At 69.0% G+C, this 21,201-nt stretch carries 17 protein-coding genes; 14 read left to right on the top strand and 3 right to left on the bottom strand.

Translation table 11 applies throughout. The annotated features are described in order from the left end of the window. Positions 1 to 76 precede the first annotated feature (76 nt). Together AC07SQ_RS09470 and AC07SQ_RS09465 are read left to right on the top strand one after the other, a co-directional pair. On the top strand, positions 77 to 1,054 hold the full coding sequence (locus tag AC07SQ_RS09470; protein WP_255221165.1) for a Bug family tripartite tricarboxylate transporter substrate binding protein: 978 nt from the start codon (positions 77 to 79) through the stop codon (positions 1,052 to 1,054). 49 nt (positions 1,055 to 1,103) lie between these two features. Further along, complete coding sequence (locus AC07SQ_RS09465) at positions 1,104 to 2,504, top strand: amidase family protein (protein ID WP_495272039.1); 1,401 nt, start codon at positions 1,104 to 1,106, stop codon at positions 2,502 to 2,504. 16 nt (positions 2,505 to 2,520) lie between these two features. Here AC07SQ_RS09465 and hemL read toward each other — a convergent pair whose 3' ends face one another. After that, positions 2,521 to 3,801, bottom strand: a complete 1,281-nt coding sequence (gene hemL / locus AC07SQ_RS09460; RefSeq protein WP_495272040.1) for a glutamate-1-semialdehyde 2,1-aminomutase — start codon at positions 3,799 to 3,801, stop codon at positions 2,521 to 2,523. Then, positions 3,801 to 4,766 (bottom strand): bifunctional hydroxymethylpyrimidine kinase/phosphomethylpyrimidine kinase, encoded by a 966-nt coding sequence (gene thiD, locus AC07SQ_RS09455; RefSeq protein ID WP_159272902.1) that lies wholly within the window; start codon positions 4,764 to 4,766, stop codon positions 3,801 to 3,803. The genes hemL and thiD overlap by 1 nt, the downstream gene beginning before the upstream one ends. 111 nt (positions 4,767 to 4,877) lie before the next feature. Here thiD and AC07SQ_RS09450 point away from each other — a divergent pair, with 111 nt between their 5' ends. From AC07SQ_RS09450 to AC07SQ_RS09425, 6 genes are all read left to right on the top strand, one after another. Further along, complete coding sequence (locus tag AC07SQ_RS09450) at positions 4,878 to 5,048, top strand: rubredoxin (protein ID WP_007838397.1); 171 nt, start codon at positions 4,878 to 4,880, stop codon at positions 5,046 to 5,048. Positions 5,049 to 5,129: 81 nt separating this feature from the next. After that, a complete protein-coding gene (locus tag AC07SQ_RS09445; RefSeq protein WP_021012487.1) occupies positions 5,130 to 5,528 on the top strand; it encodes a response regulator in 399 nt (132 codons plus the stop codon). Continuing rightward, entirely contained in the window at positions 5,528 to 5,893 is a 366-nt protein-coding gene (locus tag AC07SQ_RS09440; protein WP_062479114.1) for a response regulator, read from the top strand. Before AC07SQ_RS09445 ends, AC07SQ_RS09440 begins: the two co-directional genes overlap by 1 nt. Positions 5,894 to 5,912: 19 nt before the next feature. Then, the gene (locus tag AC07SQ_RS09435; RefSeq protein ID WP_062479111.1) at positions 5,913 to 6,446 is read left to right on the top strand and encodes a chemotaxis protein CheW; all 534 of its coding nucleotides are present in this window, start codon (positions 5,913 to 5,915) and stop codon (positions 6,444 to 6,446) included. A gap of 42 nt (positions 6,447 to 6,488) precedes the next feature. After that, positions 6,489 to 8,816, top strand: coding sequence for a methyl-accepting chemotaxis protein (locus tag AC07SQ_RS09430; protein WP_095948039.1), 2,328 nt, complete (start codon positions 6,489 to 6,491; stop codon positions 8,814 to 8,816). 184 nt (positions 8,817 to 9,000) lie between these two features. Continuing rightward, positions 9,001 to 15,030: a hybrid sensor histidine kinase/response regulator gene (locus AC07SQ_RS09425; RefSeq protein ID WP_495272041.1), complete on the top strand. Its 6,030-nt coding sequence runs from the start codon at positions 9,001 to 9,003 to the stop codon at positions 15,028 to 15,030. Between the two features lie 69 nt (positions 15,031 to 15,099). On the opposite strand, the gene AC07SQ_RS09420 is transcribed toward AC07SQ_RS09425, so the two are convergent. Further along, positions 15,100 to 16,602 (bottom strand): cryptochrome/photolyase family protein, encoded by a 1,503-nt coding sequence (locus AC07SQ_RS09420; RefSeq protein ID WP_495272042.1) that lies wholly within the window; start codon positions 16,600 to 16,602, stop codon positions 15,100 to 15,102. Between AC07SQ_RS09420 and AC07SQ_RS09415 the strand changes: the two genes are divergently transcribed. From AC07SQ_RS09415 to AC07SQ_RS09390, 6 genes are read left to right on the top strand one after another with little or no spacing between them, the layout of a single operon-like run. After that, a complete protein-coding gene (locus tag AC07SQ_RS09415) occupies positions 16,603 to 17,202 on the top strand; it encodes a YqgE/AlgH family protein (RefSeq protein ID WP_062479100.1) in 600 nt (199 codons plus the stop codon). Next, on the top strand, positions 17,199 to 17,657 hold the full coding sequence (gene ruvX / locus AC07SQ_RS09410) for a Holliday junction resolvase RuvX (RefSeq protein WP_159272906.1): 459 nt from the start codon (positions 17,199 to 17,201) through the stop codon (positions 17,655 to 17,657). Before AC07SQ_RS09415 ends, ruvX begins: the two co-directional genes overlap by 4 nt. Then, complete coding sequence (gene pyrR / locus AC07SQ_RS09405; protein ID WP_056577781.1) at positions 17,654 to 18,151, top strand: bifunctional pyr operon transcriptional regulator/uracil phosphoribosyltransferase PyrR; 498 nt, start codon at positions 17,654 to 17,656, stop codon at positions 18,149 to 18,151. The genes ruvX and pyrR overlap by 4 nt, the downstream gene beginning before the upstream one ends. After that, the gene (locus AC07SQ_RS09400) at positions 18,151 to 19,113 is read left to right on the top strand and encodes an aspartate carbamoyltransferase catalytic subunit (protein WP_056577783.1); all 963 of its coding nucleotides are present in this window, start codon (positions 18,151 to 18,153) and stop codon (positions 19,111 to 19,113) included. The genes pyrR and AC07SQ_RS09400 overlap by 1 nt, the downstream gene beginning before the upstream one ends. Beyond that, the gene (locus AC07SQ_RS09395; protein ID WP_495262349.1) at positions 19,110 to 20,393 is read left to right on the top strand and encodes a dihydroorotase; all 1,284 of its coding nucleotides are present in this window, start codon (positions 19,110 to 19,112) and stop codon (positions 20,391 to 20,393) included. The genes AC07SQ_RS09400 and AC07SQ_RS09395 overlap by 4 nt, the downstream gene beginning before the upstream one ends. Before the next feature lie 58 nt (positions 20,394 to 20,451). Beyond that, the gene (locus AC07SQ_RS09390) at positions 20,452 to 21,198 is read left to right on the top strand and encodes a lysophospholipid acyltransferase family protein (RefSeq protein WP_070062753.1); all 747 of its coding nucleotides are present in this window, start codon (positions 20,452 to 20,454) and stop codon (positions 21,196 to 21,198) included. The last annotated feature ends 3 nt before the right edge of the window (positions 21,199 to 21,201 follow it).

Raw genomic sequence — 21,201 nt, 5'->3', positions numbered from 1 at the left:
GCGCGCGGCCGATTTCTAGACTTTGCGCACCGGTCGTCTCATGGTGAGCGGCGGGACTCTCACAGGAGATCGCTTCGTGCCTGCACTCTCATTCGCGTGGACCCGCCGCACCGTCCTGGCCGGGTTGGCCGCCGTTGCCCTGGGCGCCTCGGCCCAGTTTCCCGAGCGCCCGTTGAAATTCATCGTGCCCTACGCCGCCGGGTCGGGCGTGGACGTCGCGGTGCGGCCGGTGGCCGACGCCATGGGGCGCGAGCTGGGCCAGGCCCTGGCGGTGGACAACCGCCCCAGCGCCGGCGGCATCGTCGGCACGCAGGCGCTGGCCACCTCCGCGCCGGACGGCTACACGGTCGGCTACGGCAACCTCGTCACGCTGAGCATCAACCCGGCCTTCTTCTCGAAGCTGCCCTACGCGCCGGAGAAAGACCTGGTGCCGGTCGGCCTGATCTCGAGCAACGCCTACGTGCTGATCGTGCGCAAGGACCTGCCGGTGCGCAACCTGCAGGAGCTCATCGCCTACGGGCGCGAGCATCCCGGCAAGCTCTCGGCCGGCTCGCCCGGCATCGGCAGCGCGGGCCACCTGACCGGCGAGCTGCTGAAGGCCGAGACCGGGCTGACGATGGTGCAGGTGCCCTACAAGACCGGCACCCAGGCGGTCGGCGACATGGTCAACGGCCAGCTCGACGTGACCATCGAGAACATCTCGGCGGTGCTGCCGTTCATCCAGCAAGGGCGGGTCAAGGCGATCGCCGTGACCAGTGCGAAGCGCGCCGGCGTGCTGCCCGAGGTGGCGACGGTGGCCGAGAGCGGCGTGCCCGGTTTCGAGGTGGTGGCCTGGGGCGCGCTGATGGCGCCGGCGGGCACGCCGCGCAAGACGGTCGACCGGCTCAACACCGCATTGCGCACCGCGCTGGCCGACCCGGCCGTGGTGCGCGCCAACGCCGCGCTGTCGATCGAGGCATTGCCTTCGAGTCCCGAGGAACTCAGCGCGCTGATGAAGCGCGAGAAGCCGCGCTGGGCCGACGCCGTGCGGCGCGCGGGCGTCAAGGGCGACTGACGCACGTCCGATCGATCGATCGATTTCATTTTTCTCAAGGAGACAACGCATGCAACTCTGGCAACTGGAAGCCGCCGACCTGGCGCGGCGCATCAAGGCGCGCGAGGTCTCGTGCGTCGAGGCGGTGCGCAGCAGCCTGGCGCGGCTCGACGCGGTGAACCCGCAGCTGAACGCCGTGGTCGACCGCTGCGCCGACGAAGCGCTGGGCGCGGCGGCGCAGGCCGACGCGGCACTGGCGAGCGGTGAAGCGACCGGGCCGCTGCACGGCGTGCCCGTCACCATCAAGGTCAATGTGGACCAGCGCGGCCACGCCACCACCAACGGCGTGGAGGCTTACCGCAGCGTCGTGGCGAAGGACGACAGCCCCGTGGTGGCGAACCTGCAGCGCGCCGGCGCGATCATGGTCGGCCGCACCAACACGCCCGCGTTCTCGATGCGCTGGTTCACCGACAACGCAGCGCACGGGCGCACGCTGAATCCACACGACGCTGCGGTCACGCCGGGCGGTTCGAGCGGTGGCGCGGCGGCGGCGGTCGCGGTCGGCATCGGCGCCATCGCGCACGGCAACGACCAGGGCGGATCGATCCGCTACCCGGCCTACGCCTGCGGCGTGTACGGCCTGCGCCCGAGCTTCGGGCGCGTGCCGGCCTTCAATCCGTCAGGTGCGGGCGAGCGGCCGATGGTGGTCCAGCTCACATCGGTGCAAGGGCCGCTGGCGCGCAGCGTGCGCGACCTGCGGCTGGCCTTCGCCGCGATGGCGCAGCGCGATGTGCGCGACCCGTGGTGGGCGCCCGCGCCGCTGGAATCGGCCACGTCGGGCAGCCCCGTCAGCGTGGCGCTGTGCACCGAGCTGCCCGGCTACGCCTGCGACCCCGAGGTGGCCGATGCGTTGCAGCGCGCCGCGCGCCGGCTGGAGCGCGCCGGCTACCGCGTCGAGCCCGCGCAGCCGCCGCGCCTGCGCGAGACGGCCGACCTCTGGTTGTCATTGACGATGGCTGACAGCCGGCTGCTGGTGGAAGAGGCGCTGATGCGCGATGGCGACGACACCATCCGCCAGGCCTACCGCGCCATGGATGCGCACGCGCCGCAGTTCGACACAGCAAGCTATATGCGCGCCCTGGCTGCGCGCACGGGCCTGATGCGTGAATGGGCGCTGTTCCTTCAACGACATCCGCTGCTGCTGATGCCCGTGTCGTGGCGCCATCCGTTCCCGGTCGACGCCGACCAGCGCGGCAGCGCCGCGATGCGGGAGATCCTGGATGCGCAGAGCCCGCTGCTGTCCACCGCGATCCTGGGCTTGCCGGGGCTGTCGGTGCCGATGGGGCTGCGCCACGGGCTGCCCACGGGCGTGCAGCTCGTGAGCGACCGCTTCCGCGAAGACCTGTGCCTGGCCGCGGCCGAGGTGCTCGAAGCCGAGGCCGGGCCGGTGGCGGCGGTCGACCCCGCCTGAGCGGGGAAGGCGCGCGTCAGCGCTTACTGAAGATGTCGCGCGCCGCGGCGATGGTGGCCGTGATGTCGTCCTCGCTGTGCGCGGCGCTCACGAAGCCGGCTTCGTAGAGTGCCGGCGCGATGTACACGCCGCGATCGAGCAGGCCGTGGAACAGCGCATTGAACTGGGCGTTGTCGGTGGTCATCACCGTCGCGTAGTTCTGCGGCAGTTCGTTCATCAGGAAGAAGCCGAACATGCCGCCTTCGCTGTCGGCGTTGAAGGGCTGGCCTTCGGCGGCCGCGGCGGCCTTCAGGCCGTCGACCAGCGTGCGCGTCTTCTGGGCCAGCGCTTCGTAGAAGCCGGGCTTCGAGATTTCCTTCAGCGTGGCCAGGCCGCAGGCGGTGGCCACCGGGTTGCCCGACAGCGTGCCGGCCTGGTAGACCGGGCCCAGCGGCGCGAGCTGTTCCATGATGGCGCGCGGGCCGCCGAAGGCCGCCAGCGGCATGCCGCCGCCGATCACCTTGCCGAGCACCGTGAGGTCGGGCGTGATGCCCAGCACGCCTTGCGCGCCGTGCAGGCCGACACGGAAGCCCGTCATCACCTCGTCGAAGATCAGCAGCGCGCCGTGCTGCGTGCACAGCTCGCGGCAGCGCTTGGCGAATTCGGGCGTGGCGCGCACGAAGTTCATGTTGCCGGCGATCGCCTCGATCATCAGGCAGGCGATGTCCTTGCCGTGCAGCGCGAAGGCTTCCTCGAGCTGCCGCAGGTTGTTGTACTCGAGCACCAGCGTGTGCTGCACCACCTCGGGCGGCACGCCGGCCGAGGTCGGGTTGCCGAAGGTGGCGAGGCCGGAACCGGCCTTCACCAGCAGCGCGTCGGCATGGCCGTGGTAGCAGCCTTCGAACTTGACGATGGTCTTGCGGCCGGTGGCGCCGCGCGCCAGGCGCAGCGCGCTCATGGCGGCTTCGGTGCCCGAGCTCACGAGGCGCACCATCTCCATCGACGGCACCAGGGCCAGGATGGCTTCGGCCAACTCGATCTCGCGCTCGGTCGGCGCGCCGTACGAGAAGCCTTCGAGCACGGCCTTCTGTACCGCTTCGACCACGGCGGGGTGGCCGTGGCCCAGGATCATCGGACCCCAGGAGCCGATGTAGTCGATGTAGCGCTTGTCGTTGGCGTCCCAGAAATAGGCGCCTTGCGCGCGCTGGATGAAGCGGGGCGTGCCGCCGACGGCCTTGAAGGCGCGCACGGGCGAGTTCACGCCGCCGGGGATCACGGCGCGGGCGCGCTCGAAAAGAATGTCGTTCTGGTCAGTCATCAGTGTCGCGTGTCGTGCGGGGGTAAAGCGAAATCGGGAGGGGTGTCGGGCGCGTCGTCATCGTCTTCGTCGTCCTCGGGCTCGGCCCAGAACAGGCGGTCGGGCAGCACGTGGCCCATGCCGGGGCGAAAGCCCGCGTCGAGGCAGCGGTCCATGTAAGCGAGCGCTTCGGTCGTGGCGGCGACCAGGTCGGTGCCGCTGGCCAGCAGGGCGGCGAGCGCGGCCGAGAGCGTGTCGCCCGCGCCGGCGAAGACGGCTTCGAGCCGTTCGTACTTCTCGCTGGCCAGCACCGACTGCGGCGAGGCCAGCACGTTGTCGATGAACTGGTCGGGCAAGACCATGCCGGTGACCAGGGTGTAGGGCACGCCGAACTCGCCGGCGGCCTTGGCGATGTCGCGCGCGCCGGGCGGGCGCTCGCCACTCCAGTCGGGCAGCAGCCAGCGCCACAGGGTGCTGTGGTTTCCAACCAACACCGTGGTCTGGGGCAGCACGAGGTCGCGGAAAGCGTCGAGATAGGCCTCGATGAGGTTCTCGTCCCACCACGACAGGTTGGGCATGTAGGCCACCACGGGCACGTCCGGGTAGTCGGCGGCGGTCTCGGCGATGGTGCTCAGCGCCTCGGGGGTGCCGGCAAAGCCGACCTTGATCAGCTGGACCTCGACGTCTTCCAGGATGGCGCGCGCCTGCTCGGCCACGGCCTCTTCCTCGAAGGCGAAGTGGTCGAAGATCTCGGCCGTGTCGCGCGCATAGGCGCCCGTCACCACCGGCAGGATGTGAGCGCCCACCGATCCCATGGCCAACGCGTCCGCGCCCAGGCCGCCCGCGCCGCTCGGATCGCTGGCATTGAACACCAGCACGCAGGGGGGATTCAGGTCGCGTTCGCTCAGCGCCTCGTCGTCCTGCGGGGGGTCGTTAAGATTGCCCGGGTTACGGGCGTTCTCGTCTGGATGTAAGTAGATGGTCATACGCCTAGCGAAATCCCCTGGATGGTGGCATAGGCGCGACGTTTACGGTCTGCCAGTGAGATACGCATAGATACACTCGTTGCATTTAATGAACAAGGACTTTAAGCTCCGATGAACACGAAAACTTGGATGTGCCTGATTTGTGGGTGGATCTATGACGAAGCGGTTGGTGTACCGGAAGACGGCATCGCGGCAGGCACGGCCTGGGCCGATGTGCCGATGAACTGGACCTGTCCTGAGTGCGGTGCGCGCAAGGAAGACTTCGAAATGGTTGAGATCTGACAAGCATGGCATAGGGCTACGCGATCTGCGTCGATGTTCGGCGCGGCGGGCATCCAAGTCTCATGAGCAGGAGCGTTTGCAATGGGCCCGAATGGATCTGGTTACAAGGTGCTGGTCATCGATGACAGCAACACCATCCGGCGCAGTGCCGAGATTTTTCTGAAGCAGGGTGGGCACGAGGTTCTTCTCGCGGAAGACGGCTTCGACGCGCTCTCCAAGGTTAACGACCACAAGCCTCACCTGATTTTCTGCGACATCCTGATGCCTCGCCTCGACGGCTATCAGACCTGCGCCATCATCAAGCGCAACGCGCATTTCTCCAATGTCCCGGTCGTCATGCTGTCTTCGAAAGATGGCGTATTCGACAAGGCCCGCGGCCGCATGGTCGGGTCCCAGGACTATCTCACCAAGCCATTCACCAAAGACCAGCTGCTGCAGGCCGTGCAGCAGTTTGGCATTGTTCAACAGGAAGTGCAGTAATGCCCATTCGAAAAATCCTCGTCGTCGACGACTCCAAGACGGAACTGGTGTTCCTGACCGACCTCCTCCAGAAGAACGGTTTCTCCGTGAAGACGGCCGAAAACGCCGACGACGCGATGCGCCGTCTCGAGGAAGACCACCCCGACCTGATCCTCATGGACGTGGTCATGCCCGGCCAGAACGGCTTCCAGCTCACGCGCGCCATCGCCCGCGACCCGAAGTACGCCGCCATTCCGATCATCCTGTGCACCAGCAAGAACCAGGAAACCGATCGTGTCTGGGGCATGCGCCAGGGCGCACGCGACTACATCGTGAAGCCGGTCAACGCGGCCGATCTGATGTCCAAGATCAGCGCGCTCGCCTGAGCGGCAACCTGCGCACTCCATGGCGAATCGCGACGCGCTGCGCGCCTTCCAGTCCCGGCTTGCGAGCCGCCTCCAGGCCGCGCGCACCACGGGCGTGGCCGCGAGCTGGCTGGCGGTCGAGGCGGGTGAGGGCAAGTACCTCTTTCCGCTGGCGCACGCCGGCGAAATCTTTCCCTGGACGCCGCCCCAGCCCGTGCCCTACACGGAGCCCTGGTTCCTCGGCGTCGCCAACCTGCGCGGCGGCCTGTACGGCGTCGTGCAGTTGTCGGCGTTTGCGTCCGGTGCGCCGGGCGCCCCCGCCGCCACCGAGGCGGCACGCATCCAATCGCGGCTCGTGGCATTCAACGAGCTGCTCGAAGTCAACTGCGCTTTGCTGGTCGATCGACTGGCGGGGTTGCGGGGTGCGGAGGCCTTCACGGCCGCCGACGCTCCGGGCGCAGAGGCCCCGGCCTGGCACGGGCATCTGTACACCGACGCAGCAGGAGAGCGCTGGCAGGAAGTCAACCTGCAGGCGCTTTCGCAGCAACCCCAGTTTTTGAGTATTGGTGCGTAGTGCTTCGGCACATGGCACTGGCAACCACCTGAAGGACCGACCGTGAGCTCGATCGCCGACAAGTTCAAGAAATTACTCCCCGCGACCAACGGGAACGACAAGGCCCGCGTCGACGGCTCCGGTTCGATATCGCTCGACGATGTCGACACGGTTCAGGTTCCGGACGAAAAAACGATCCGCCTCGCCAAGAAGGGCGAGGGTGCATCCGCCGCCACAGCCGACACCGGCTTCGGCGGCATCGACGCGCTGGGCGACCCGGCGTCCGTCGAAGCCGCCAACGCGGCCACGCTCGAAGCGGTGCCGCTGGCTCCCGCCGCGGGCGGCGGCATGGGGGCCAACCCCGCCAAGCAGCAGCGCGTGCTGGCGATCATGCTGGCCATCGTGGTGCTGGCGCTGTTGCTGGTGGCCGGCTCCGCCATCCTTCGCGCGGAACGCCTCGCGCAGCAGGTGGCGGCCACCGGCCAGTCGCTGATGCAGTCGCAGCGCCTGGCCAAGTCGATCTCGCAGGCCCTCGTCGGCAGCGCCTCGGCGTTCGTCGAAGTGAAGGACAGCGCCGACGACCTCTCGCGCCGCGTGCAGGGCCTGACCAACGGCGACGACGCCTTGCGCCTGGAAGCCGTCGGCAACCAGTACGACGAGGAGATGAACAAGATCAACCCGCTGGTCGCCCGCGCCGACACCAGTGCCAAGGCCGTGCTGGCCCAGCGCCAGATCCTGACGCAGGTGGGCGCCGCCTTGCGCGACATCAATCAGCAGTCGTCCACGCTGCTCGAAATGACGGAAACCGTCGCGTCGCTGAAGATGCAGCAGAACGCCACGCTGCCCGAGATCTCGGCCGCCGGCCAGCTCGTGATGCTGACGCAGCGCATCGGCAAGTCGACCAACGAGTTCTTCACGGTCGAAGGCGTGAACCCCGACGCCGTGTTCCTGCTGGGCAAGGACCTGAACACCTTCCAGGAAACCACCCGCGGCCTGCTCGACGGCAACGCACAGCAGCGCTTCCCCGGCTCGAAAGACCCGCAGACGCGCCAGCAGCTCGAAGCCATCCTGAAGACCTACGAGCAGATGCGCACGCAGGCCTCGGCCATTCTGGGCAACCTGCAAGGCCTGGTGGCCGCGCGCGAAGCACAGGCGTCCATCCTGACCGACAGCGAGCCGCTGCGTAAGTCGCTGGGCGAACTGCAAGAGAAGCTCTCGGCACGCACCGGCCTGGGCGCCGGCACCATCGTGCTGCTGTTCGTGCTGTCGCTGGCCGCCCTGGCGCTCGCCGGCGCCATCGGTTTCGTGCAGGTGCGCGAAGGCCGCGAACGTGCCGCCGTCGCCGAACGCGAGCGTCTGGCTGCCGAGCAAGCGTCCGAAGAAGCCGGCCGCGTGAACAACGCCAACCAGGCCGCCATTCTTCGCCTGATGAACGAACTGCAAACGGTGGCCGAAGGCGACCTGACGCAGGAAGCGACCGTGACCGAGGACATCACCGGCGCCATCGCCGACTCGGTGAACTACACGGTGGAAGAACTGCGTTTGCTGGTGGGCAACGTGCAGAACACGGCGACCCGCGTGGCGCAGACGACGTCGCAGGTGGAAAACACCTCGACCGAACTGCTCGCCGCCTCAACCGAGCAGCTGCGCGAAATTCGCGAAACCGGCCAGTCGGTGCTGACCATGGCCGAGCGAATCAACGGCGTGTCCTCGCAAGCGCAAGAGTCCGCCACGGTGGCGCGCCAGTCGCTGCAAGCCGCATCGTCGGGCCTGCAGGCCGTGCAGAACGCCATCGGCGGTATGAACTCCATCCGCGACCAGATCCAGGAAACCTCCAAGCGGATCAAGCGCCTGGGCGAATCGTCGCAAGAGATTGGCGAAATCACCGAGCTGATCTCGGACATTACCGAACAGACGAACGTGCTGGCCCTGAACGCCGCCATTCAGGCGGCATCCGCCGGTGAAGCCGGCCGGGGCTTCTCGGTGGTGGCGGAAGAAGTTCAGCGACTGGCCGAACGCTCCGCAGACGCCACGCGCCAGATCTCGGCGCTGGTGAAGGCGATTCAGACCGACACGCAGGATGCGGTGGGCGCCATGGAGCGTTCCACGCAGGGTGTGGTCGAAGGGGCCAAGCTGTCCGACAACGCGGGTACCGCGCTGTCCGAGATCGACCGCGTGTCGCGCCGACTCGCTGACCTCATCGAGCAGATTTCGCAGTCCGCCTCCCGCGAGGCCGATTCGGCCAACGTGGTGGCCGCCAACATCCAGCACATTTTTGCGGTGACGGAACAGACCGGAGAAGGCACGCGGACCACGGCCCAGCAGGTGCGCGAGCTCTCGCAGATGGCCGAAGAACTGCGTCGCTCGGTGGCTCGTTTCAAGATCGCGTGATGAAGCTCTCCCCCAGCCTTCGCGCACTTCGTGTCGCTTCGGCAACCCCCTTCCGGGGGCGACACCAGCGGCCCGGCAAAGCCGGTTCCGCGGTGTCCCTTGAAGTGACCGCGATGGTTGGATGCATTGAGGGCGCGTGGCGCCCAGTGAAAAACTGACAGATAAAGAACGGCGAGCAATCAACGTGTCGATTCAAACCCCTGCCACGGCCCCCCTTGCCGGCAACATGCCGGCCACCGAAGACCTCGGGCCGCTGGCCTGGGTGCTGGGAGAAATCCAGAAGTCCCTCGACGGTGTCGGCAAGTCGCTGCGGCGTTTCGTGCGCGACGTGGGCAGTGCCACGGAGCCCGAGAGCGGTCCGCTGCAGATGGCCCGCCAGCAACTGCACCAGGCCGTCGGCGCGCTGCAGATGGTGGGCCACAGCTCGCCTGCGCTGGTGCTGGGCACCATCGAATTCGCGGTGCAGGGCTTCATCGCCGAACCGCAGCGCTGCACCGAGAGTGCCGTGCACAAGATCGAGCGTGCCGGCTTTGCCGTCACCGATTTCCTCAGCGCACTGCTGGCCGGCAAGGCCGTGTCGTCGGTGGCGCTGTTTCCGCAGTACCGCGACGTGCTGGAGCTGGGCGGCAATGAGCGCGTCCATCCGGCGGACCTGTGGAGCACCGCGTGGCGCTGGGTCGAGGTCAAGCCGGCCCTCACGCAGGCGGCCCTGGCCTACGACCCGGCCGTGCGTTCGCGGCTCGACCGCGAGGTGCTGCAGCTGGTCAAGAGCGGCGACGCGCAGGCCGCGCGACGACTGCATGCGCTGTGCCTGGGACTCGGGCGCGGTGCGCTGCTGCCGCGCGTCGCGAGCTTCTGGACGCTGGCCGCGGGCTTCTTCGAAGCCCTCGCACTGGGCCTGATTCCCGCCGACACCTACGTCAAGCGCGCCGCCTCGCGCGTGCTGCTGCAGTACGCCACGCTGGCGCGCGGCGACAGCGTGGTGTCCGACCGCCTCGGCCAGGACCTGCTCTTCTTCTGCGCCCAGGCCGTGCCCGGCGCGCAGGACGACGCCGCCACGCTGCGCACCGTGCGCAGCGCCTGGGGCGTGACGCAGGAGCCGCGCGTCGACTACACCGTGGTGCAGTTCGGCCGCTTCGACCCGCTGGTACTCTCGCAGGCGCGCAAGCGCATCGAGACCGCCAAGGAAATGTGGTCGGCGCTCTCAGGCGGCGACATCACGCGCACGCGGCAGGTGGCCGACACCTTCGCGCAGCTCGGCGAATCGCTGCTGAAGCTGCACCCGCCGAGCCAGCCGATGGTGCAGGCGCTGACCCATGCCGTGGACGCCTCGGTGCGTTCCGGCCAGCCGCCCGACACCGAACTGGCGATGGAAGTCGCCACCTCGGTGCTGTACCTCGAAGCCGCGCTCGAAGACCTCGACCCCAGCGACCCGCAGCTCACGGCCCGCACGCTGCAGCTGGCCGGCCGCATCGAACGCGTGCGCGACGGCGGCCGTTCCGAGCCGCTCGAGCCGTGGATGGAGGACCTGTACCGCCGCGTCAGCGACCGCCAGACCATGGGCACCGTGGTCGACGAACTGCGCAGCCACCTGAGCGAACTCGAGAAGTCGCTCGACCAGTATTTCCGCCGCCCGGCCGAAAAGCCGCTGCTGCGCACCGTGCCCACCCAGCTCATGCAGATGCGCGGCGTGTTCTCGGTGCTGGGGCTCGAGCAGGCCGCGCACACCGTGCAACGCATGCGCGACGACGTCGAGCAGATGCTGCAGGTCAACCGCTCGCCCGTCGAGGAAATGGCCACCTTCGACGCGCTCGGCAACAACCTGGGCGCGCTCGGTTTCCTCATCGACATGCTGGGCTACCAGCCCGCACTGGCCAAGCGCCTGTTCGTGTTCGACGCCGAGGCCGGCGAACTCAAGCCGCTGATGGGCCGCCAGGCCATCGATGCCGCGGCCCCGGCCGAAGGCGCTGCCGCGCCGGCCGCCGAGCCCGTGCTCAGCATCGAGGAGGTCGACGCGCAGATCGCCTCCAAGCTCGCCGCGCTGGCCACGCCCAACCGCAAGACCAAGCCGTCGCCGCTGGAGGAGTTCAGCCGCAAGGCCGAGAGCTGGACCACCAAGATCACGGGCCCGTCGGCGCTGCCCGACACCGAGGTCACCGAGCTCGAAGAAGACGACCTGCAGAACATCTTCCTGGACGAAGCCCGCGAAGTGGTGGGCAACGGCCTGGCCGCCATCGCCGCGCTCGGCAACCGTCCCGGCGACACCGAAGAACTCACCATCCTGCGCCGTGCGTTCCACACGCTCAAGGGCAGCTCGCGCATGGTCGGCCTCACCGACTTCGGCGACGCCGCCTGGTCGCTCGAACAGGTGCTCAACACCTGGCTGGCCGATCAGCGCGATGCCACGCCCGAGCTGCTGTCGAGCACCGAGCGCATGCTGCGCGATTTCAGCCAGTGGGTCGAAGCCATCGCTGCCGGCGATGCAGGCACCTGGCACTCGGCACCGTTCAGCCGCGTGGCCAATGCGCTGCTGGCCGGCGAGCCCGTGCCCGCACCGGTGCGCGTGGCCGATGCCGAAGCGCTCGCGGTGGCCGCGCGCCACATCGCCGCCGAGCCGGCGCCGCTCGCAATGCCGGAGCTGCCTGAGCTCCCCGACCTTTCGCTGACGCCGCAAGATGTCGCAGCCCCTGACGCCACGTTGGACTTCTCCGATTGGCAGCAGGCGCAAGAAGCGCCACACGCACCGACCAAGCCTGTCACACCCGAGCCCGACGACGATTTCGCCTCCACCGACTTCCTCGACTTCGAAGGCAAGCAGAGCACAGCGCCCGCGCCGCTCGACGTGCTGCCCAGCGGCGACGATTTCGATTTCCTCGCGCCCCCGAAGACGCATGCACCGGCCGAGCCCGCCGTGTCGCACGCCGAGCCCGAGCCCGCCCCGGAAATCGCAGCGACGGTGCCGACCGCGTCGGGCCTGCCCGATCTCGAATGGGCGCCGGAGCCGCTGCCGCTGGCTGCTGCTGAGCCTGTCGCCGAGACGGTGGCACCTGTCGAGGTCATCGAAGCGGCCGAAGAACTGCCGGCGCTGGAAGTGTCGGTCGAAGAACTGCAGCCGGAGCCGGAGCCTGTGTCGGCGACTGTCGAAGTCGCCCCCGAAGCCCCAGCCCCCGTTGTCGTCGAAGAGCTGCCAGCAGCCGTCGTGGCCGAGCCGGAACCCGTGTCCGAGCCCGAGCCCGTGCTGGCCGAGGCGGTCCTTGAGCCCGAGTCTTCCATCGCGCCGAGCGCCGAAGACCAGGTCAAGGTGATCGGCCCGCTGCGCATCGGCATCGCGCTGTACAACGTCTACCTCAACGAAGCCGACGAGTGGTCCCGCCAGCTGGCGACCGATGTCGGCGAATGGGCGCTCGAAACCCACGAGCGCCTGCCCGACTCGACCATCGCGCTGGCGCATTCGCTGGCCGGCAGCTCGGCCACCGTCGGCTTCCACAGCCTCTCGGGCATGGCCCGCCTGCTCGAATCGGCGCTGCAGCACCTGCAGATGCAGGGCAGCGGCACGCGCGAACAGGGCGTCGTGCTGGTCGCCGCGGCCGATGAACTGCGTCGCCTGTTGCACCAGTTCGCCGTCGGCTTCCTGCGCGATCCGTCCGAAGCCACGCTGCAGGCGCTGCGCGAAATCGCCGCCGCACCGATGCCGCCGGAGATCGCCGCGGCCCGTTTCGAGACGCTGCTGCCCAAGCAGGTCGTCGCCAACGACGCCTTTGCCGACGTGGTACTGGACGACAACGAAGACGCCATCGACCTGGCCGACGCGGTGGACGTCGACCTGTTCCCGATCTTCGAGGAAGAGGCTGCCGAACTGATGCCCCAGCTGGGCGAGGCGCTGCGCCAGTGGTCGCACCACCCCGACGACGCCGCGCCGCGCGCCTCGGTGCTGCGCACGCTGCACACGCTCAAGGGCAGTGCCCGGCTGGCCGGCGCCATGCGCCTGGGCGAGCGCGCGCACCGCATGGAGTCCGAGATCGAACTGCTGGGCTCCCAGGGGGCCGAGCGGGCCGACATCGAGAAGCTGCTCACGCGCCTGGACACGCTGCAACACACCTTCGACGCCCTGCGCGCGGCCGACGACGCCGCCCAGGTCGAAGTGGCCCAGCTGATCGCCACCGCCAGCCCGACCGCACCCGCCATCCAGCGCGTGCAGGCGGCGCCCGAGGTGCGCGAGTCGGCGAACGACGACCAGGCCGAAGCGGCTTCCGCCGGATCCGCCGTTGACGCTCCGTCGTCCCTGCTGCCGCGCCCCGCGCCGGCCCTGCTCGCGCCGCTGCGCGCGGCCTCGGGCCAGGCGGTGCGCATCCGCACCCAGCTGCTCGACCGCCTGGTCGCACAGACCGGCGAGGTCATCATCACGCGTTCGCGCCTCGAGGCCGAACTCGGCCAGCTGCGCGGCTCGCTCGCCGACCTCACGGGCAACCTCGACCGCCTGCGCCAGCAGCTGCGCGACATCGAGGTGCAGGCCGAAAGCCAGATGCAGTCGCGCCTGGCACAGGCCAAGGATTCGCAGCAGAGCTTCGACCCGCTCGAGTTCGACCGCTTCACCCGCGTGCAGGAACTCACGCGCATGATGGCCGAGTCGGTGAACGACGTGGCCACCGTGCAGCGCACGCTGCAAAAGACCGTGCAGGCCACGGAAGACGACCTGAGCGTGCAGGCGCGCCAGACGCGCGAACTGCAGCGCGGCCTGTTGCGCACGCGCATGGTGGAGTTCGAAGGCATCTCCGACCGCCTGTACCGCGTGGTGCGCCAGGCCTCGAAGGACACCGGCAAGCAGGTGCGCCTGGACATCGTCGGTGGCTCCATCGAAATGGACCGCGGCGTGCTCGACCGCATGACGCCCGCCTTCGAACACCTGCTGCGCAACTGCGTGGCGCACGGCATCGAGGATGTGGTGGCGCGCGAGAAGGCCGGCAAGGACGCCAGCGGCCTCATCGTCATCGACCTGCACCACGAAGGCAACGACGTGTCGGTGAGCTTCCGCGACGACGGCGCCGGCCTCGACCAGAAGCGCATCGCCGAACGCGCCCGCGCCCTCGGCCTGCTCGGCCCCGACCAGGACCTGTCGCCCGAAGAAGCCACCGAGCTGATCTTCAAGCCCGGCTTCTCCACCGCCGGACAGGTGTCCGAACTGGCCGGCCGCGGCATCGGCATGGACGTGGTGCGCGCGCAGATCGCCGCGCTCGGCGGCCGCATCGAAACGCACAGCACGCCGGGCCAGGGCACCACCTTCAAGCTGGTGCTGCCGCTGACCACCGCCGTGACGCACGTGGTGATGCTGCGCGCCGGCGAGGTGTCGATCGGCGTGCCGTCGAACCTCGTGGAACTCGTGCAGCGCGTGAGCGGCGCCGACCTCGAGGCCGCCTACCTGAACCACAGCTTCGCCTTCGGCAGCGAGCAGGTGCCGTTCTACTGGGCCGGTGCGTTGCTGCAGCATTCCATCCGCAGCGAGCACGCCGCCACCAAGAACAACACGCTGGTGATCGTGCGAAGCGCGGCGCAGCGCGTGGCCCTGCACGTGGACGAAGTGCTGGGCAACCAGGAAGTCGTGGTGAAGAACCTCGGCCCGCAGCTCGCGCGGCTGCCCGGCCTGGCCGGCATCTCGGTGCTGGCTTCGGGCGCGGTGGCACTCATCTACAACCCGGTGGCGTTGGCCGCGGTGCACGGCGACCAGGCGCGTGCGCGCCAGACCGCCGCGCTGGCCGCGCCGACGCATGCCGCTTCGGTGGACACCGGCGCGCCGCAGACGCCGGCCGCCTTTGCCCCGGTGGTGCCGCAGATCCCGCTCGTGCTGGTGGTGGACGACTCCATCACCGTGCGCCGCGTCACGCAGCGCCTGCTGCAGCGCGAAGGCTATCGCGTGTCGCTTGCGGCCGACGGCCTGCAGGCGCTGGAGCGGCTGCAGCAGGAGCGCCCGGCCGTGGTGCTGTCGGACATCGAGATGCCGCGCATGGACGGCTTCGACCTGGCCCGCAACATCCGCGCCGACGTGGCCCTGGCCGAGCTGCCGATCATCATGATCACCTCGCGCATCGCCGAGAAGCACCGCGAGTACGCGCGCGACCTGGGCGTGAACCACTACCTGGGCAAGCCGTACTCGGAAGAGGAACTGCTGCGCCTGGTGCGTGCCTACACGAGCGAGCCGGCCGCGCTGGCGGTGGCCTGACCGGCCTCGGCAGCGCCGGCAATCGGCGCGCAAAAGAAAAAGGGCCCTTCGGGGCCCTTTTCTCTTGGGTTACGGCTTTTGCAGGGCCTTGGCCCGCGCCGCCGCATAGCGCTGCATCGTCTTCTCCCGCGCCTCGGCGTGGTCCACCACCGGCTTCGGGTAGTTCTCGCCCAGCCTGACGCCCGCTGCCTCCAGCTCGACTGGCGAGGCCATCCACGGCGCATGGATCGCCACGTTCGACAGGCCCGCGAGCTGCGGCAGGTAGCGGCGGATGAACTTGCCCTCGGGGTCGAAGCGTTCGCTCTGCGTCACCGGGTTGAAGATGCGGAAGTAGGGCTGGGCGTCGCAGCCGGTCGAGCTGGCCCATTGCCAGCCGCCGTTGTTCGAGGCCAGCTCGAAGTCGTTCAGGTGCAGCGCGAAGTAGCGCTCGCCGCGCCGCCAGTCCAGCCCCAGGTCCTTGCACAGGAAGCTCGCCACCACCATGCGCAGCCGGTTGTGCATGTAGCCGCTCTGGCGGATCTGCAGCATTGCGGCATCGACCAGCGGGTAGCCGGTGCGGCCCTCGCACCAGGCGTCGAACAGCTGGTCGGCGTGCTTGCCGTGGTGCCATTGGATCTTGTCGTACTCGGGGCGGAAACTCTTCGATTCGCCGTTCGCATGCACGTGCGGAAAGTGCGCCAGGATCTGGAAGTAGAAGTCGCGCCAGACCAGCTCGCTGAGCCAGGTCGCGGCGCCGGTGTTGCCCTGCAGCGCCAGCTGGTGCGCCACGCTGGCCAGCTGGCGGATCGACACCGTGCCGAAGCGCAGGTGCACGCCCATGTAGCTGGGGCCGCGCACGGCCGGGAAGTTGCGCGCCTCGTCGTAGCGGTCGATGCGCTCGAAGAAATCCTCGAACAGCGCGCCCGCGCCGCGCGTGCCGGTGGGGATCTCCAGCGTCTGGAGGTTGGTGCTTTCGAAGCCGATCTCGCCCAGCGTGGGCACCGGCCCGTCCAGGGCCGGGGGCGGCGGGGCGAGCGCGTCGGCGTGGCTGCGCACCGGGTACGACTTCAGGAAGAACGAATCCACCTTCGCCAGCCAGGCCCGCTTGTACGGCGTGAACACCGTGTAGGGCAGGCCGGCCTTGGTCATGACCTCGTCGCGGTCGAAGACGGTGCTGTCCTTGAAGGTGTGAAAGCTGATGCCCGTGTTGGCCAGCGCGCCGAGCACGCGGGCGTCGCGCGCCAGGGCGTCGGGCTCGTCGTCGCGGTTGGCGAACACCGCCTGCACGTCGAGCGTGTGGGCCAGCGCCGGGATCTCCTCGGCGGCCACCGCGTGCCGCACGATGAGCCCGCTGCCCAGGCCGCGCAGCTCGGCTTCGAGCTCCACCAGCGATTCGCGGATGAATTCGACCCGCCGGTCCGCGCGGGGCAGGGCGTCCAGGATCGCCCGGTCGAACACGAAAACGCACACCACCTGCCGGCAGGCCCGCAGCGCCCGGTACAGCGCCGCGTTGTCGTCTACCCGCAGGTCCCGGCGAAACCACATGAGCCCTTTGGGATAGGTCTTGTCGACGGCCAGTAAAATCGGGGGCATATGGCTGCCGATTCTGCCCCGATGAACCTGACGCATCACTTTCTGATCGCGATGCCGGGGATGGAAGACAAAACTTTCAACCGCAGCGTCGTTTACCTCTGCGAACACAGCGAGCGCGGTGCGCTCGGGCTGGTGATCAACAAACCCAGCGACATCAACCTCAAGGTGCTGTTCGAGAAGATCGAGCTGCACCTGGCCCGCCCCGAGCTGGGCGAGGCCCCCGTTTTCCAGGGCGGCCCGGTGCAGACCGAGCGCGGCTTCGTGCTGCACGAGCCGGTGTTCACCCAGGCCGAGAAGCCCGAGGAATCGGTCTACGCCTCGACCATGACCATCCCCGGCGGGCTCGAAATGACCACCTCCAAGGACGTGCTTGAGGCCCTGGCCACCGGCGCCGGCCCGCGCAAGGTGCTGGTCTCGCTGGGCTATTCGGCCTGGGGCGAGGGCCAGCTGGAGTCCGAACTGGCCGAGAACAGCTGGCTCACCGTGCTGGCCGACCCGGCGGTGATCTTCGATACGCCGGTGGAAAAGCGCTACGACAAGGCGTTGATGCTGCTGGGGCTCGAAGCGTGGACCTTGTCCCCCGACGCGGGTCACGCATGAGCGACGTCATGTCCGACGCGCCTGCATCCGCCCCTGCTTCCGTTCCCGCTCCCGCCGCCGTTCCCGCGCATTTCCAGAGCTTCCTGGCCTTCGACTTCGGCGCCAAGCGCACCGGCGTGGCCAGCGGCAACCGGCTGCTGCGCACGGCGACCCCGCAGGCCACGATCAAGGCCGAGGGCGCCGACGCCCGCTTTGCCCAGGTCGAGGCGCGCATCAAGGAATGGCAGCCCGACGCCCTGGTGGTCGGCGTGCCCTACCACCCCGACGGCGCCCCGCACGAGAACACCCGCCGCGCACAGAAGTTCGCGCGCCAGCTGCGCGGCCGTTTCAATCTCCAGGTGTTCGAGGTGGACGAGCGCTACAGCACCACCGAGGCCTTGTCGTCCGGCGCCCGCGATGCCGACGCCGCCTCTGCCTGCATCATCCTGGAACAGTTTTTGAGGAGTCTCCCGTGAGTTCAATCCCCGATGCCGAAGCGCTCTACACGACGCTGCTGTCCGGCGTGAAGGCGCTGATGCGCCCCGAGACGAAACTGGTGGGCATCACCTCCGGCGGCGCCTGGCTGGTCGAGCGCCTGCAAAAAGACCTGGGCCTGGCCGGTGCCCCCGGCGTCATCTCGTCGGCCATGCACCGCGACGACTTCGCGCGCCGCGGCCTCTCGGCCAGCGCGCAGACCGCGCTGCCCTTCGACGTGAACGGTGCCGACGTGCTGCTGCTCGACGACGTGCTCTACACCGGCCGCACCATCCGCGCCGTGCTCAACGAGCTGTTCGACTTCGGCCGCCCCGCCTGTGTGCGGCTCGCCGTGCTGGTCGACCGTGGTGGCCGCGAACTGCCCGTCGCCGCCGACTTCGCGGCAACGACGCTCAAGCTGCCCGACACCCAATTGCTAGCCCTCGCACGCGCCGACGACGGCGCCTTCAGCCTCAAGGTGGAGGACAACAAGTAATGCTCTACAAGCGAAACCCGCAGCTCAACAAGAACGGCGAGCTGATCCACCTGCTGTCGATCGAGGGCCTGCCCAAGGACATCGTCACGCACATCCTCGACACGGCCGCCAACTTCACGAGCGTGAGCGACCGCGAGGTGAAGAAGGTGCCGCTGCTGCGCGGCAAGAGCGTGTTCAACCTGTTCTTCGAGAACAGCACGCGCACGCGCACCACCTTCGAGATCGCGGCCAAGCGCCTGTCGGCCGACGTCATCAACCTGGACATCGCGCGCTCCTCGGCCACCAAGGGCGAGTCGCTGCTGGACACCATCGCCAACCTGAGCGCCATGGCCGCCGACCTGTTCGTGGTGCGCCACAGCGAGTCGGGCGCGCCCTACCTGATCGCGCAGCACGTCGCGCCGCACGTGCACGTGGTGAACGCCGGCGACGGCCGCCACGCGCACCCGACGCAGGGGCTGCTCGACATGTACACGATCCGCCACTACAAGAAAGACTTCTCGAACCTCACGGTCGCGATCGTCGGCGACGTGCTGCACTCGCGCGTGGCGCGCTCCGACATCCACGCGCTCACCACGCTGGGCTGCGCCGAAGTGCGCGTGGTCGGCCCGAAGACGCTGGTGCCCGCCGACATGGCCGGCATGGGCGTGCGCGTGTGCCACACGCTCGAAGAGGGCATCAAGGACTGCGACGTCGTCATCATGCTGCGCCTGCAGAACGAGCGCATGAGCGGCGCGCTGCTGCCATCGTCGCAGGAGTTCTTCAAGACCTTCGGCCTCACGCAGGAAAAGCTGCAGCTGGCCAAGCCCGATGCCATCGTGATGCACCCGGGCCCGATCAACCGCGGCGTGGAGATCGACTCCGCCGTGGTCGATGGCAAGCAGAGTGTGATCCTTCCGCAGGTCACTTTCGGCATCGCCGTTCGCATGGCCGTCATGAGCATCGTGGCAGGGAACGAAGCATGAACATCCTCATCACCAACGGCCGCGTGGTCGACCCCGCCTCGGGCACCGACAAGCCCACCGACATCGCCATCGCCGACGGCAAGATCGCCGGCATCGGACGCGCACCGGCGGGCTTCAAGCCCGAGCGCACCCTCGACGCCACGGGCTGCATCGTCACCCCCGGCCTGGTCGACCTCGCCGCGCGCCTGCGCGAGCCGGGCTACGAGCACGAAGGCATGCTCGAAAGCGAAATGGCCGCGGCCATCGCGGGCGGCGTGACCAGCCTCGTGTGCCCGCCCGACACCGACCCCGTGCTCGACGAGCCCGGCCTGGTCGAGATGCTCAAGTTCCGCGCCGAAAAGCTGCAGTGCGCGCGCCTGTTCCCGCTGGGTGCGCTCACGCGCAACCTCGCCGGCGGCGTGCTCACCGAGATGGCCGAGCTCACCGAGGCCGGCTGCATCGGCTTCGGCCAGGCCGACGTGCCGCTGGCCGACACCCAGGTGCTGCAGCGCGCGCTGTCGTACGCCAGCACCTTCGGCTACACCGTGTGGCTGCGCCCGCAGGACCGCGACCTGGGCAAGGGCGTGGCCGCCAGCGGCGCGCTCGCCACGCGCCTGGGCCTGGGCGGCGTGCCGGTGGCGGCCGAGACGATTGCCATCTTCACCATCATCGAGCTCATGAAGAGCACCGGCGCGCGCGTGCACCTGTGCCGCATCTCCAGCGCCCGCGGCGTGGCGCTGGTGCGCGAGGCCAAGGCGCAGGGCCTGCCGATCACGTGCGACGTCAGCATCAACTCGCTGCACCTGGCCGACACCGACATCGGCTTCTTCGACAGCCGCGCGCGCCTGAACCCGCCGCTGCGCCAGCAGGGCGACCGCGACGCGCTCTCGGCCGCGCTGGCCGACGGCACCATCGACGCGCTGGTGTCCGACCACACGCCGGTCGAGGCCGACGCCAAGACGCTGCCTTTTGCCGAAGCCGAGCCCGGCGCCACCGGCCTCGAACTGCTGCTGCCGCTCGCGCTGCAATGGGGCGAGCGCAGCGGCGCGGGCCTGTCGCGCGCCATCGAGGTGGTCACCTCGGCGCCGGCGCGCCTGCTGAACGCGGCCGACGCGGCCAGCGGCATCGGCCGCATCGCCGAGGGCGGCGTGGCCGACCTGTGCATCGCCGATCCGTCGCTCGAATGGCAGGTGGTGCCCGAGGCGCTGCGCAGCCAGGGCAAGCACACGCCGTTCTCCAGCTACCCGATGCAAGGGCGCGCGCGCCACACGCTGGTGGCCGGTCGCGTCGTGCACGGCTGAGCGACAGCCGCCCGCCACACGGCACGCCATCAAAAAGAAGAAGAGGGCCCGCGTCCAGATGCTGCACTCGTTGAAGGCCGGCTGGCGCCTGCTGCATGCGGCCTCGCATGCGCTGTCGGGCTGGTGGACGATCCGCTTCACCTTCCCCCGCCTGCCGCAGGACGAGCGCAACGCGCGCGTGCAGGCCTGGTCGGCGCGCATGCTGCAGATCATGGGCGTCACGCTGCGCGTGCAGGGCGAGCCGCCCGCGCACGGGCCGGCGCTGCTCATCTGCAACCACCTGTCGTGGCTCGACATCACCGCCATCCATGCGGCGCGCCATGTGCGCTTCGTGTCGAAGTCGGACGTCAAGCAGTGGCCGGTGATCGGCACGCTCTCCACGGGCTCGGGCACGCTCTACATCGAGCGCGAGCGCCGGCGCGACGCCATGCGCGTGGTGCACCACATGACCGAGGCGCTGCGCGGCGGCGACCTGATCGGCGTGTTCCCCGAAGGCACCACGAGCGACGGGCGCGGGCTGCTGCCGTTCCATGCCAACCTGCTGCAGGCCGCGATTTCTTCGGGCGCGCCGGTGATTCCGGCCGCGCTGCGCTTTGCCGACGCCGCCACCGGCGAGACCAGTCAGGCGCCGCGCTACATCGACGACGACAACCTGCTGGCCTCGGTGTGGAACACGCTGCGCGCGCCGCCGCTCTTGGCCATCGTGCGCTTCGGCGAGCCGCAGCCTTCGTACAGCCGCGAACGCCGCAGCTGGGCGCATTCGCTGCATGAAGACGTGCAGCAGCTGCGGCGCAATACCCACTGAGCG

This window comes from Variovorax sp. GW821-FHT06D12 (genome assembly GCF_059419205.1).
This window is presented reverse-complemented; position numbering and strand designations above follow the sequence as displayed.

Excerpts from the sequence above, each read along its gene's own strand:
- thiD (WP_159272902.1), bottom strand. The coding sequence starts at position 4,766 with ATGACCATCTACTTACATCCAGACGAGAACGCCCGTAACCCGGGCAAT.
- hemL (WP_495272040.1), bottom strand. The coding sequence starts at position 3,801 with ATGACTGACCAGAACGACATTCTTTTCGAGCGCGCCCGCGCCGTGATC.
- AC07SQ_RS09420 (WP_495272042.1), bottom strand. The coding sequence starts at position 16,602 with ATGCCCCCGATTTTACTGGCCGTCGACAAGACCTATCCCAAAGGGCTC.
- AC07SQ_RS09415 (WP_062479100.1), top strand. The coding sequence starts at position 16,603 with ATGGCTGCCGATTCTGCCCCGATGAACCTGACGCATCACTTTCTGATC.
- AC07SQ_RS09465 (WP_495272039.1), top strand. The coding sequence starts at position 1,104 with ATGCAACTCTGGCAACTGGAAGCCGCCGACCTGGCGCGGCGCATCAAG.
- AC07SQ_RS09395 (WP_495262349.1), top strand. The coding sequence starts at position 19,110 with ATGAACATCCTCATCACCAACGGCCGCGTGGTCGACCCCGCCTCGGGC.
- AC07SQ_RS09400 (WP_056577783.1), top strand. The coding sequence starts at position 18,151 with ATGCTCTACAAGCGAAACCCGCAGCTCAACAAGAACGGCGAGCTGATC.
- AC07SQ_RS09435 (WP_062479111.1), top strand. The coding sequence starts at position 5,913 with ATGGCGAATCGCGACGCGCTGCGCGCCTTCCAGTCCCGGCTTGCGAGC.
- AC07SQ_RS09445 (WP_021012487.1), top strand. The coding sequence starts at position 5,130 with ATGGGCCCGAATGGATCTGGTTACAAGGTGCTGGTCATCGATGACAGC.
- AC07SQ_RS09450 (WP_007838397.1), top strand. The coding sequence starts at position 4,878 with ATGAACACGAAAACTTGGATGTGCCTGATTTGTGGGTGGATCTATGAC.
- AC07SQ_RS09390 (WP_070062753.1), top strand. The coding sequence starts at position 20,452 with ATGCTGCACTCGTTGAAGGCCGGCTGGCGCCTGCTGCATGCGGCCTCG.
- ruvX (WP_159272906.1), top strand. The coding sequence starts at position 17,199 with ATGAGCGACGTCATGTCCGACGCGCCTGCATCCGCCCCTGCTTCCGTT.
- AC07SQ_RS09440 (WP_062479114.1), top strand. The coding sequence starts at position 5,528 with ATGCCCATTCGAAAAATCCTCGTCGTCGACGACTCCAAGACGGAACTG.